This window comes from Paenibacillus sp. JL3B1040 (assembly GCF_057063165.1).
The window spans coordinates 5,786,938-5,800,264 of record NZ_CM169317.1 but is presented as its reverse complement, the minus strand read 5'-3'; the positions used below and the strand labels follow the sequence as shown (position 1 = coordinate 5,800,264).

13 protein-coding genes and 1 tRNA gene are annotated in these 13,327 nt (G+C 47.6%); 13 read left to right on the top strand and 1 reads right to left on the bottom strand.

Features of this window, described 5'->3' with window-relative positions:
* Positions 1-89 precede the first annotated feature (89 nt).
* Positions 90-180, top strand: a tRNA-Ser gene (locus ACZF99_RS26620).
* A gap of 376 nt (positions 181-556) precedes the next feature.
* Here the strand turns inward: ACZF99_RS26620 and ACZF99_RS26615 are convergent.
* A complete protein-coding gene (locus tag ACZF99_RS26615) occupies positions 557-754 on the bottom strand; it encodes a YjzC family protein (protein WP_483607920.1) in 198 nt (65 codons plus the stop codon).
* A 164-nt stretch (positions 755-918) separates the two neighbouring features.
* On the opposite strand from ACZF99_RS26615, the gene ACZF99_RS26610 reads away from it, so the two are divergent.
* The 12 genes from ACZF99_RS26610 to ACZF99_RS26555 all read left to right on the top strand — a co-directional run bounded on the left by ACZF99_RS26610 (position 919) and on the right by ACZF99_RS26555 (position 13,241).
* A complete protein-coding gene (locus ACZF99_RS26610) occupies positions 919-1,488 on the top strand; it encodes a TetR/AcrR family transcriptional regulator (RefSeq protein ID WP_483607918.1) in 570 nt (189 codons plus the stop codon).
* 51 nt (positions 1,489-1,539) lie between these two features.
* On the top strand, positions 1,540-2,811 hold the full coding sequence (locus tag ACZF99_RS26605) for an MFS transporter (protein WP_483607916.1): 1,272 nt from the start codon (positions 1,540-1,542) through the stop codon (positions 2,809-2,811).
* A gap of 134 nt (positions 2,812-2,945) precedes the next feature.
* A complete protein-coding gene (rpsF, locus tag ACZF99_RS26600; RefSeq protein ID WP_483607914.1) occupies positions 2,946-3,230 on the top strand; it encodes a 30S ribosomal protein S6 in 285 nt (94 codons plus the stop codon).
* 37 nt (positions 3,231-3,267) lie between these two features.
* A complete protein-coding gene (ssb, locus tag ACZF99_RS26595) occupies positions 3,268-3,756 on the top strand; it encodes a single-stranded DNA-binding protein (protein ID WP_483607912.1) in 489 nt (162 codons plus the stop codon).
* Between the two features lie 21 nt (positions 3,757-3,777).
* Positions 3,778-4,047 (top strand): 30S ribosomal protein S18, encoded by a 270-nt coding sequence (rpsR, locus tag ACZF99_RS26590; protein ID WP_009223360.1) that lies wholly within the window; start codon positions 3,778-3,780, stop codon positions 4,045-4,047.
* A gap of 759 nt (positions 4,048-4,806) precedes the next feature.
* Complete coding sequence (locus tag ACZF99_RS26585) at positions 4,807-6,573, top strand: ABC transporter substrate-binding protein (RefSeq protein ID WP_483607909.1); 1,767 nt, start codon at positions 4,807-4,809, stop codon at positions 6,571-6,573.
* A gap of 79 nt (positions 6,574-6,652) precedes the next feature.
* Entirely contained in the window at positions 6,653-7,615 is a 963-nt protein-coding gene (locus tag ACZF99_RS26580; protein WP_483607907.1) for an ABC transporter permease, read from the top strand.
* Positions 7,616-7,626: 11 nt separating this feature from the next.
* The gene (gene opp4C / locus ACZF99_RS26575; protein WP_483607905.1) at positions 7,627-8,550 is read left to right on the top strand and encodes an oligopeptide ABC transporter permease; all 924 of its coding nucleotides are present in this window, start codon (positions 7,627-7,629) and stop codon (positions 8,548-8,550) included.
* Positions 8,551-8,580: 30 nt separating this feature from the next.
* Positions 8,581-9,567, top strand: coding sequence for an ABC transporter ATP-binding protein (locus ACZF99_RS26570; RefSeq protein WP_483607903.1), 987 nt, complete (start codon positions 8,581-8,583; stop codon positions 9,565-9,567).
* Positions 9,567-10,529, top strand: coding sequence for an ABC transporter ATP-binding protein (locus tag ACZF99_RS26565; RefSeq protein ID WP_483607901.1), 963 nt, complete (start codon positions 9,567-9,569; stop codon positions 10,527-10,529). The genes ACZF99_RS26570 and ACZF99_RS26565 overlap by 1 nt, the downstream gene beginning before the upstream one ends.
* A gap of 1,017 nt (positions 10,530-11,546) precedes the next feature.
* Entirely contained in the window at positions 11,547-12,647 is a 1,101-nt protein-coding gene (locus ACZF99_RS26560; protein ID WP_483607899.1) for an LCP family protein, read from the top strand.
* A gap of 165 nt (positions 12,648-12,812) precedes the next feature.
* Complete coding sequence (locus ACZF99_RS26555) at positions 12,813-13,241, top strand: CBS domain-containing protein (protein ID WP_483607897.1); 429 nt, start codon at positions 12,813-12,815, stop codon at positions 13,239-13,241.
* The last annotated feature ends 86 nt before the right edge of the window (positions 13,242-13,327 follow it).

The window sequence follows — 13,327 nt, the reverse complement described above, 5'->3', positions numbered from 1 at the left end:
TTTTTGCGGACTTCTATGCGGTTCATGTAAATAATTGTAAAGTGTTGCATTGAAAAAAAAATCATGGTACAATCATTCTTGCTTGCTGTGGAGAGGTACCCAAGAGGCCCAAGGGGGTTGACTCGAAATCAACTAGGCGTCGCAAGGCGTGCGTGGGTTCGAATCCCACCCTCTCCGCCATTACTGATTCAAAGACGAACTCTTACGTTTACGTAGGAGTTTTTTTGTTGTTGCGAACATGGACATCCAAACGGAAAGAAGGACCCTTGCGGGTCCTTCCATGGTTGACGGCGAACTGATTTGGGAATTCTTTTCTCAGCGACAAACAGAAACATTTCGATGTTTGCCTAAGCAAGCACGAATCAGGGAAGAGGGGTCTTCACTAACCCGTGATCTGACGCTTCTACAAGTCGTGAACAAGATCTCCTTGCGGTTTGTTTCTCGCGGAACCCTTTAAACGGACCAACGGAACCACACCTCTCTTGCTCGCCGTCGATTGTATTATGTGCATGTATCGTTTTTTTATACTTCCTTACAGCGGAACAAAACCAAATGGTTAATGCACGCGGGCTTTTTCTTCCTTTTTCCACTTGCGGTCCTTGTTGGACGTTTCCGGAAATTTCTCGCCCTTCTTCAACGTGATCCGCTTTGGATTCTGAATTTGCGTATGAAAGCTTCGCGCCTCGCCGACTTCAACATATACCCCCGGGTTTGGAGCACGCATGCCTTCTTCGAATTCCGTTTGTTCGCCCATTCCGATTGCCTCCTTTGAAGTCATGATGATGAATCGTTACTTAGGTTATGTGATCGGATTTTGATTTACACCCGTAAATGGATTTACAAATTATAGAAAAGGGAGTATGATATCTCATGGAAACTGAAAATGAAAAATGAGTTTCCGAAAGAAGAAGGAAGCGAATGGAATGGAGGGGAGACCATCTGCGGGAACAGATCATTGAAACCGCCTCGCAGCTCATCGGCCGGCATGGCCTGCGGAGGTTTACGCTTGACGATTTGGCCGGGCAACTCGGAATCAGTAAGAAAACCCTATACAAGTATTTTACGGGCAAGGACGAGATCGTCTCCGCCTTTTTTAATGAAGTGCTGGAAAGTGATCGAACCACTACGCTCCGGGAAATGGACAAAGCTGCGGAATGGCGGGATCGGTTTCGCGCGGTCGTATTTTCGTATCATAAATACAAATTGCCTTTATCCGTCATAGAAGAAGCCCGTACGCTGTATCCTGGGGAATGGGAGAAGGTGGAGGCGTACCGCCGATTTAAAGTGGGGCTGCTTACCGATTTATTGAACGGAGCTTTGCGGGAAGGATTGCTAAGGCCGACGATCCGTCCGGAAATTGTGATTTTTATGATCGAAAAAACAAGTTCTATCATTTATGAGCACCAGTTTCTTCAGCAACACGGTTTGACCCTAAAACAAGCTTGGGAAGAAGTGTACCGGGTTCTGATGGATGGAATCGGCGCATAAGTCACGGATAGTCAATCGAGACATACCGCTAGGTAGGGAGCGGACAACTCAATGAACGAAATCAACGAACGATGGAGCGAGGGCTTTACAAGAGCGGAACTAGCTTTTTTGTGCATATTGAGCATCGCCGTCAGCATCCGGCAGGTCGCGATGACGATGGTCATGCCGTTTATCTCGGTGTACTCCCAATCGCTGGACGGTTATACGCCGACGTTTGCGGGGATGGCGCTGGGCGTATTTGGCCTAACCCAGGCCGTTTTTCAGATTCCGTTCGGACTATGGAGCGATAAGATCGGAAATAAAAAAGTGATTTTAATCGGATTTGCGCAGGTTATCGCGGGGCTAGTCATCGCCTATTTTGCCACCGATATTTATTGGCTGATCTTGGCCCGTGCGCTTCAGGGGAGCGGCGCGGTGATAGCCGTGGTATTTTCCTGGGTATCCGCCGGATTGAACGAACGGTTGCGGTTAAAGGCAATGAGCATCGTAAGCGCCAGTATCGGGTTTGCGGCTGCGGCTTCGTTTGCCTTCGGACCGTTGGTTCATCATGTAATGACTGTCAACGAAATGTTTCTCGTTTGCGCCTGCATTATTGCGGTCAGTTGGCTGCTTATTTTGCTTTATTTGCAGGAGCCGCAGAGCCGGGGGGAGTCCAAGGGGGCGGAGATCGGCGCGGGCCCGGAAGAAGCAGCTCCGGCCGGTTTCAAACCGCTGTTGGCCCGTTTGATGAGAAATTCGGCTTACTTGAAATTGAACGCGGCTGCCTTTGTCAATAATTATGTGATGGTATCTGTTTTTTATATTGTTCCGATGAATTTGCAGACCATTACCGGAACGGACGGGATGTGGAAGGTGTTTATGCCGGCGGTCATCCTAGCGATTATCGCCTTGAAATGCTCCGCCCGGGCTACGGCGAAAGGTTACCGTTATCTTTTGTTGCAGGTAGCGTTTCTGCTTGGCGCGGCCGGCATCGCGCTGTTTTATGAATCGAGCTATGGGTTTATTTTGGCGGGAAGCGTGTTGTTTATGATCTGCTATATCTCCGTTTCCACGATCGCCCAAAGCTGCGTTAACGATATGGCCGATGCCGGCTACCGAGGAACGGTCAACGGGATATTCAACAGCATCCAGTATTTGGGGTCGTTTATCGGCTCGCTCGTCACGGGGTTCGCCTGGGAAATCAACCCTCGTCTCGCGCTGGGCATTACGCTGGCGGCCGCCGGTCTGGGGGTTGCGGTGATGCGGGGAACTTACGGCACGAAGCTGGGGCGATTTAAAGATTTACCGGTTGGGGGAAAGGCGGAAAGCAAAAGTGGGCGGTAACAGGGCTTCTTTCTAGCTTCCACTTGCAGTCGCCCGGCCGATTTGATATATTATTATGGTGCGAGTTTACGCTCGCTCCTTGCTCCCAAACGAGATACGTGTTGGGGGCCATAGTCCAAGAGGAGGTGAATCAGATGCGCAAATACGAAGTGATGTACATTATTCGTCCTGACGTTGAACAAGAAGCTGTTCAAGCTACAGTCGAAAAATTCCAAGGCATCATCCAAAACGGCGGTGAAATTACCAAACATGACGTGTTGGGCAAACGCCGGCTTGCGTATGAGATTAACAAGATTCGTGATGGAATTTACGTGCTCGTGAATTTCACAGCTACTCCTGAAGTAGTTGCCGAGCTGGAACGGATCTTGAAGATTTCCGACGAGGTTATCCGTTATCTCATTACGAAAGACGTAGCCTAATTCAAGTTTGAGTATTTGCCCGAAGGAGGGGATTTGATTGTTGAACCGTGTCATTCTCATCGGACGTCTTACCCGGGATCCGGAGCTGCGATATACGCCAGCCGGCGTAGCGGTAACCCAGTTTACGCTCGCCGTGGACAGACCGTTTACCTCGCAAGGGGGCGAACGCGAAGCGGATTTTATCCCGGTCGTAACTTGGAGGCAGCTTGCCGAGACTTGCGCAAACTATTTGCGTAAAGGACGGTTAACGGCTGTGGAAGGACGTATTCAAGTACGGAACTACGAGAATAACGAAGGCAGACGCGTATACGTAACCGAAGTTATTGCCGATAATGTCCGTTTCTTGGAATCGAACCGCGAAGGCGGTGCAGGTGGTGGCGGCGGTACGCGGGAGGAGTCTCCGTTCGGAGGCGGCAGCGGCGGCGGCAACAGCCGTGGCGGCGGTTTCTCGCGAAGCAATCAGGACGATCCTTTCTCCGACGACGGGAAACCGATCGATATTTCGGATGACGATTTGCCATTTTAAACACGGAAAGGACTGAAAAGCATGAGCTTCAAGCAAAGAGAAGGCGGAGACGACAAAAGACCGGCGCGCCGCGGCGGCCGCAACAAACGTCGTAAAGTGTGCTACTTCACTGTGAATAAAATTACTCACATTGACTATAAAGATACGGAGCTGCTGAAGAAATTCATCAGCGAACGCGGCAAGATTTTGCCTCGTCGTGTTACCGGCACCAGCGCGAAATACCAACGCCTTTTGACGATTGCGATCAAACGCTCCCGTCAAATCGCATTGCTTCCTTACACAACGGAATAAGCATTAGTAATTTTGCAAAAGCGGCAGCCGAACCTAGGGTTCGGCTGTTTTTTTATTTTTTTACGTGAATGTCGGAACAAATAAGGTGCCGAGGAAATCCGACAAAGTCCCAGCAAACCGATAGGACCTTACGTCGATATTTAGCGAGATGGATAAAATTAAATCGAAAATTGATGACATTGTTAGTGAATTACGAGTTAGAAAAATTAACGTTCAACTTTTTGTAAACGCTTCATATTAGAAAAATCTATAAATTATTAGTAAATCAGGGGTTAAAAGGGTCCGATAATCGTTTGAAAAAGATATTGACGTGAGATATTTTCACATGTATTATGAACAATAATTCAAATGTTATTTTCCTCTATATTTGGGATCACCAAGGCTCTTATTTAACCGATGGTTTATACTGAAGCTTTGACGCTTTACCTTTATCAAGCGCTCAGTTCTGCCGTACTTTTCCTAGAGAGCAGAAAATCAGTACCAAAGGGAATAAGATCTGGTAATTCCGAGCCGGCCGTTTCGGCGGAGCTCCAATTCATTAGAGAAAAGAATGCTTGTGTAAAGAGAGCCGAGAGAACTATTGCACAGCAGATTTTAGGGGGGATTTACGAAGAAAAGCGGAAAAGGTATTTGACAATAATTCTTATCTTTCGACTTACATATTAAACTCCCGTGATGACTATTATCGAATTTACTTCCAGGTGTCTGCATAATACCAGGTTCCTAATTCCTAAGAAAGTAACAAGAGGAGGAGTAAAAATGAAAAAAACATGGTGGGGGTTTATGGTACTGTTGCTGGTGTTCTCTATGGCACTTACCGCATGCGGAGGCGGCAACAATGCCGCTGAAACGGCAACGACAAACAACACGGAGAACAGTACGAATACTACAACGGAAGAACCCGCGGAACCAACAACGCCGACTGAGGGCGAGACCACGGATGGTTATATTGAAGCGGTAGACATCTCCCTGAATCCACCGGCTGCGGCAAACCGCACCGATACGATGATTATTGGGATGACAGATCCCAAAGGGGTATTTAGTCCTTTGTTTATGGAAACGGCCTACGACTTCTATGTGAACTATACATTGTTTGACTCTTTTATCGAGGTGAAACCTGACGGTACTTATCAGAACAGTCTGGCCGACAAGGTGGAAGTATCCGAGGATGGACTCAAATATACGTATCATTTGAAAAAGGGTGTCACGTTTACCGATGGTACGCCAATGACCGTAAAGGACTATTACTTTACACTTAAAACGTTTATGGACGCAAGTTATGATGGTCAATCGGACCCGCTGAGTTGGAACATCGTAGGGGCCAAGGAATATAACGAAGGCAAGGCTAAAGAGATTTCCGGGGTGAAAATCATCGATGATCATACCGTCGAGGTTAGTTTGACAGAATACACAGCTTTGACGCCCGTGGAGCTCGGAGGCATTTATATCCTGCCGGAACATTATTATGGCAAGGACTATGTGCAAGGCAAACTGGACGGCGTAAAAAAATTAAACGACAAACCCCTAGGGAGCGGTCAATATAAGCTTGTAAGCTTCAAACCGGGCCAAGAAGTGGTGTTTGAAGCGAACGAAAATTATTTCCGCGGTGCACCTAAAGTAAAAAATCTCATCTACAAAACAACGACCAACACAACGAATTTACCAATGCTGCAACAAGGCGAAACCGATATGGAAGAGGGCGTATCTGTTTCCGAAGATAACGTGGAAGCTTTGAAAGCCATGGGTTTTGTGGATATTAGTTTACTCCCTAACAACGGGTACGGCTATATAGCATTTAACCACAAGTTATCGAAATTCCAGGACGTGAAAGTTCGTAAGGCACTGGTATACGGGCTAAATCGCAAGGAAATCGTAGAGGGCATCTATGGTCCTTATGCCGATGTGATCAACATTCCGGAATCCACGGTATCCTGGGCATTCACGTCGGAAAATATCGAACCCTACGACTTTAGTTTGGATAAAGCAAAACAACTGCTTGATGAAGCCGGATGGAAACTGAACAGCAAAGGCCAACGCGAGAAAGACGGCGAAGTATTCAAAATCAATTTCTCGGCAACGGCTGATAATCCGGTAGTAGAAGCCCTGCTTCCGATCATGACGCAAAATTATAAAGAACTGGGTATCGAAATCGCTGCTGAAACCTTAGATTTCAACGCGATCATGGATAAATCCAATACCGGGGATTTCGATATGTACTTTGCTGCATGGGGGTTAACTCCTGACCCAGACAATACAGTTTATATTACGAACGGTTCGCAAAATGACTACGGTTATTCTAATCCGAAAGTAGACGAACTGATGGCTAAAGGTAAGAAGACACTTGATATTGAGGAGCGCAAGCAAATCTATAAAGAGATGTACCAAGAATTGAACAAGGATGTACCGGTAATTTTGATGTACCAAAGAAAGAATATGCTGGCGATCAATGGCCGTCTCGATGGATTCGACGTTTCCCCATATAAAGACTTTCCGTTCAGCTTGTACCAAGTGCAAATCGCCCAATAAGCCTGAATGAAGTCAACCCAGCGGAAATACCCGGCCAACGGCCGGGTATGCCCGCATCCATAAATCAGGGGGAAGTCCGATGAGAACGTACATTATCCGAAGATTGTTGCAAATGATCCCCACGCTGATCGGTATAACTATCATCGTTTATGCCATTTCCGCCTTAATCCCGGGCGATTATATCACCGCCTTGAACAACCCTAATATGACAGACGAAAGAGCGGATCAGTTGCGGGCGATCTATGGTTTAGATCAGCCGGAGTACCTACGTTACGTTACTTGGGCCAAAAATATGCTGGTTGGTAATATGGGGGATTCATTTCAGCATAAAAAGCCTGTGATGGAGGTTGTGAACGAATATGTATGGAATTCGTTCATTATCGCCTTCGCCAGTTTGGTTCTTAGCTGGACTATTGCCGTGTTTACCGGCGTGTTTTCAGCAAAATTTCAGTACTCGTTTTTTGACAAATTGATTACCTTAATCGTCTTTTTTTGTATGTCGCTTCCGTCTTTTTTTATTGGACTTTTATTAATTCGTATTTTTGCCCTAACGTTAGGGTGGTTCCCAGTCGGGGGAATGATTACCGCCGGTTCCAAAGCGGGTGGTTGGGATCATATAGTGGATGTTCTCAAGCACGGATTCCTTCCGGTGATGGTGTTGACGATGCTAAGCACGGGGAGTTTGACCCGATATTTTCGTACCAGCATGCTTGAAGTCATCCGCCAGGACTATATTCGGACCGCGCGTGCCAAAGGGTTGAAGGAAAGCACGGTCATCTTCAAACATGCGTTGCGCAATGCCATGATTCCGGCCATCACGTTGTTGGGTTTTGAGTTGCCCGCCTTATTTGGCGGAGCGATCATCACCGAGCAAATTTTTGTTTGGCCCGGTATCGGACATATCTATTTGAACTCCATTAATATGAGGGATTATCCGTTTATGCTCGGGTTTACGATATTGTTAGCCGTTTTGACTTTACTGGGGAATTTACTGTCGGACGTCCTGTATGGTTTGGCTGATCCGCGAATTCGCTTGAAGTAGGAGGAGATCAAATGGCCACGGAAATCGCTACACTGACGAAGAAACCGGCAGCATCGGCCATGGTATCGGAATCGCCTTGGCGGATGGCGGTGCGGCGTTTTAACCGCAACAAGCTGGCCTTGGGCGGACTCGTGATCCTGGTATTGATGTTCCTGATCTGTTTTATCGGTCCGTTTTTTTCACCATATAACTTATATGATTACTCTTTAGTCGACAAAAATCTGCCACCGTCCTCGGCTCATTGGTTTGGGACGGATAAGCTTGGCCGCGATATTTTGCTGCGGGTTATGCTGGCAGGGAGAATCTCTCTATTGGTAGGGATTGTTGCGACGGTGATTACCGTTATTATCGGCGGGGTCCTGGGGGCTCTGGCAGGATTCTATCGGAAAAAGGTAGACACGCTTATCATGCGGGTGGCCGATATCTTTATGTCACTACCCACGCTGCCGATTCTGATCATTCTTGGAGCCGTCATGTCAGACTTAAAGGTTCCTCCGCCTTCAAGGATTTATTATTTGATGTTTATTATCGGCCTATTGAGTTGGACAACGTTGGCCAGGTTGGTTCGGGGACAAATCCTTACTTTGCGGGAACAGGAATTTATGTTGGCGACCGAGGCTTTAGGACTCCGGGACCGCCGCAAAATATTCCGTCATCTTCTTCCTAACACGATTCCGATTATCATCGTGACGGCAACTTTGAGCGTTGCGAGCGCCATTTTGTATGAATCATCACTGAGTTTCCTTGGTCTCGGGGTTATCCCCCCCACACCGTCTTGGGGGAACTTGATTTCGGATGCCAATAATTTGATTGACTTTCGGAAACGTCCTTGGCTCTGGATACCGCCGGGGATGTGTATTCTAATTACGACGGTAGCGATTAATCTCATTGGTGACGGGCTGCGCGATGCCCTTGATCCCAAGATGAAGAGATAAACCGGAAACGCAAAATAAGGAGATGCGAGTATGGCTAAAGATCTTGTGCAATTCCGCAACTTGGAAACTCATTTTCATACTTCGGCCGGCGTTGTCAAAGCTGTCGATCAAGTAAGCTTCTCCATTCGCGAGGGAGAAACGGTAGGCGTTGTAGGCGAATCCGGGTGCGGCAAAAGCGTAACGGCGATGTCGCTCATGCGTTTAATTGAAGGCCCCCATGGCGTGATTGCCGGTGGGGAGATCATATATGAGGACAAGGATTTGCTGAAGCTCAGCAAAAGGGAAATAGGACGAATTCGAGGGAAGGAAATTTCTATCATTTTTCAGGAACCGATGTCGTCCTTGAATCCGGTGCTGACGATCGGGGATCAGATCACAGAGCCACTCATGTTGCATCTGCTGTTGGACCGAAAGGAGGCGAAGAAACGGGCCATTGAACTGATTGAGCTCGTAGGAATTCCGCGGGCAGAGCAGATCTTCGACGCTTATCCGCATGAATTAAGCGGCGGGATGCGTCAGCGCATCATGATTGCGATCGCGCTCAGCTGCAACCCGAAGCTATTAATCGCCGATGAACCAACAACTGCGCTGGATGTAACCATCCAAGCCCAGATTCTGGACTTGATGCGTGAAATCAAAAAGAAACTTGGAACGGCCATCATGCTGATTACTCATGATCTCGGGGTGGTCGCCGAGATGGCTGATTATGTGGTTGTGATGTACGCCGGAAAAGTCATTGAGGAAGCCCCGGTGTTGGAGTTGTTTAAGGATCCTCAGCACCCTTACACCAAGGGATTGTTGAAGGCAAAGCCAGTTATTGGGCAGTCCCAGGAAAGATTGTATTCTATTCCGGGTCAGGTGCCCAATCCGATTGAATTGGGAGACAACTGCCACTTTCACGATCGATGTGAGTTTTGCATGGAAATCTGCAAGCAGCAGCAACCGCCTTTCCGGGCCCACGGCGATAATATGCATAAGACCGCTTGTTGGCTGTATGAGGAAGAGAGGGAAGTCTGATGAGTACATTAATTGAAGTCGAACGGCTGAAGAAGTATTTCCCAATCACTGGCGGCGTATTTCAACGTACGGTCGGTTATGTTAAAGCGGTTGATGACGTATCCTTTCAAATTGAACGAGGCGAATCCTTCGGGCTAGTCGGCGAATCCGGCTGCGGTAAAAGCACGATCGGACGAACATTGCTGCGCCTCAATGATAAGACCAGTGGCCGGGTAGTGTATCAAGGTCAGGAGATATATGAATTGTCCAAAGACGAACTTCGCAAACTGCGGCCGAAAATGCAAATTGTCTTCCAAGATCCGTTCAGTTCATTGAACCCGAGGATCAAGGTTGGCGAGGCGATCGGCGAAGCGTTGTTCGATCATGGGATGACCAACCGCCAAGAGGTAAAGAAGCGTGTCCTGGAGACGATGGAAATTTGCGGGTTGGCCAGTTATCATTACGACCGATATCCGCATGAGTTCTCCGGCGGACAGCGGCAGCGAATCGGAATTGCCCGCGCGCTCATTATGGAACCGGACTTTATTGTGGCCGATGAACCGGTATCCGCGCTGGACGTGTCAATTCAAGCGCAAATCATCAATCTCCTAAGCGATTTACGGAAGGAGAAACAAATTACCTACTTATTTATTTCGCACGATCTCAGTGTGGTGGAACATCTGTGTAATCGTGTTGGGGTGATGTATCTTGGCTCCATGGTGGAGCAAGCCAGTACACAGGAACTATTCCGGAACCCGCTGCATCCTTACACGAAGGCGCTAATGTCCGCAATTCCGGTCCCGGACCCAACGCTGAAGCGGGAGCGGATCGTCCTTCAAGGTGATATTCCAAGCCCAGCCAATCCACCTTCCGGTTGCAAGTTCCATACGCGTTGCCCGATTGCTACGGATATTTGCATGCAGAAGGTGCCGGAGTATCGCAACAAAGGGAACGATCACTTTGTTGCTTGTCACTTGGTTTAGTGGTAATACAATTGTTTATTATATCTCTACATCAATTTACAAGTAGTAGGTTGGGCTCTGCAAAACAGAGAACCGCGTTAGGCACAAATTCTAATAAGACTATGTCTTCATTCCCAACAGTAAGGCAAGAGCTTGCAACATAAAAAAACAGTCATACTTCTATTTGAATATATTGCTAAATATGTAAAATCAATGTATTATATTCATATAATATTCTATTAGTAGGAATATTCAATTATATTAATTGGAGGTGTGAATATGAGAAAGTTTTTTTCTATCATTATTGCAGCCGTTATGATTTTATCAGCATCTAGTACTGCTCTAGCAGATGGTAGGGGGGGCGGTAAGGACATTCCTGGTGGTAATCCCCCTCCTCCACCTGCCTATTGCCCTAACGGAATTCATGGTCCGTGTTACTTGCCCTGACGGAATTCGTTCTCCGTGTATCGCACTTGACTAGTTTTAAAAAGAGAACGAGATAAGAACTGAAAGCATTGATTTCTGAGGGAGGGAACATAAATCAACATTATGTTGTTTGATGAATCTTGTAATTTTATTTGAAAGGAGGGTTAGTATGAAGAAGATTATTGTATTCACTCTTGCATCACTTCTTTTTGCTCTATCCACTGTATCAATTAATACTACAACTGTTTCTGCTCAACCTGACCATCACAGCCATCTTTAAATAAATTGCTTTGTTTAGCACACTTTGCTCATAAAACAACTGATAATCTGAATGTTCTTGATTCTAATGGCTTATCGAGTCCTGCCTCTAATTAAGAGAGCGGGCTTTTTTTGTCTTAACCCAGAGTCGACGTCTGGCCAAACTTATTGCCGGGTAATCGATCTAGATAAATTCAGCTTTGTTGAACCCGAATTCCCCAATGTGTTATAGTACGAAGCGGTAGAGTTGTTATCCGGATGATAGATAGAGAAGGATCGAAAGAGCAGATTCGCGGTGGAATTATAGATGGATCGATGCGAATTTAACCAGATTGTCGATGGAGGCGTAAATCAATGGTCGAACGACAGAAGAAGCAAGTGAAAAACCCGAAGAGCGGTCGTAGAAAAATGAAAATTGCGATGATCACGCTGGTCGTCTTATTGGCGGTGGGGGCAGGAGGGTATTTGTTCCGTAAGCCGCTTGCCGTGATGGCTTTTGATCTGTTTCTGTCGGGCAAAGTCGAGGAGACGCTGGAACGCTCGTATTCTCCGCTGGAAGGGGAAGAAGCTCAACCGGTGCAGCCGCAGAAAGAGAAAATGGAGCCGTTTAGCGCGCTGTTGCTCGGCGTGGATCAGCGAAGCAACGAGCCGGCCCGTTCGGATACGATGATTTACGCGGTGATCCGGCCGGAGGATGCGAAGGTGCTGCTGATCTCGATCCCCCGCGACACTTATACGGAGATAGTCGGCAGGGATAAGGAAGACAAAATCAACCATGCCTATGCCTTCGGCGGAGAGAAAATGGCCAAGGACACGGTGGAGCATTTCATCGGCTATCCGGTCGACTATTATGCGGCTATCAATTTTCAGGGCGTGCGGGATATCGTAGATGCGCTTGGGGGCGTGGAGCTGCCAATCACCCAAGATATCGTCAATAAGCAAGCCGATCATGAGAAGTTTACGATTAAGGCGGGCAAGCCGCTGTACGACGGTACGGAGGCGCTGAACTTCGTCCGTTACCGCGAGGATAGCGGTTTTAACCGGACGAAGCGGCATCAGGAGTTTCTGAACGCCATGGTCGATCGGATGTTAAAGCTGAACCAAGTGACAAAAATTCCTGAATTGATAAACGTAATGGGCGATAATTTTAAAACGGACCTGCCGCCCGGCCAAATCATCGATTTATCCAAGCAGGTGCTGTTGGGCGATACTTCTCCGCAAATCAGCGGGTTTACAATCATGGGCAAAGGCATGCGGCTAAACGGCATTTATTATGACAAGGCGAACGAAGAGGACGTCGACTTTGCCCAAGAGATGATCGGCAGTTGGCTCAATCCGGAGACGGAGGCAAGCGCGCTGATTACGCCGGAATCCCGTGATGCCGCGAAGACTGAAGCGGAGCCAAATGGCGCGCAGGGGGCGGCAACAAACGAACAAGGTAACAAGAATGAGTGATCTTGGGGCATCATAGGTTAGATTAGACCGCTTTATAGAATTCCTTCAGCTCTCGGCAGTCCGGTATTCCGGCTGCCGATTTCACGCGATAGGCCGGAACATATCCCGTTTCGAAACGTAACAAATAGGGGAGTCTGAATGAAGGATGGGGAGGATTTTGTTCTCATGAATATAGCGTTTTTTTTGCTTCCGAAAAATGACGTAGTGACCGTGACGTTGGATTCCACTTTGCGGCAAACGTTGGAGCGTATGGAGTTTCACCGTTATACGGCGGTGCCGATCATCGACCGGGACGGCGCGTACGTCGGCACAGTGACCGAAGGTGATTTGCTCTGGCATATGAAGAATTCGAACGGCAAAATCAGTTTTGAGACCGCTTCAAAATTTCTGCTCAAGGATGTTCCGCTCAAAATGGACATCAAGCCCGTGCGAATCGACGCCGACATGGAGGATTTGATCAATCTGGCGAAGGTGCAGAACTTCGTGCCGGTGGTGGATGACCGGGGCCGGTTCATCGGGATCGTCCGGCGCAGCCAAATCATTGAATATTGCGAGAAATTCGTGACCAAGGACGCATCACCGTCGAATCTGTGATCGAAAGAACGTTGGATGAAGCTACGGTTTGCGTCCATTGTCGCGTTTGCTATATGCTATAATGAAGAATAAAGCTTTGAAGTAGT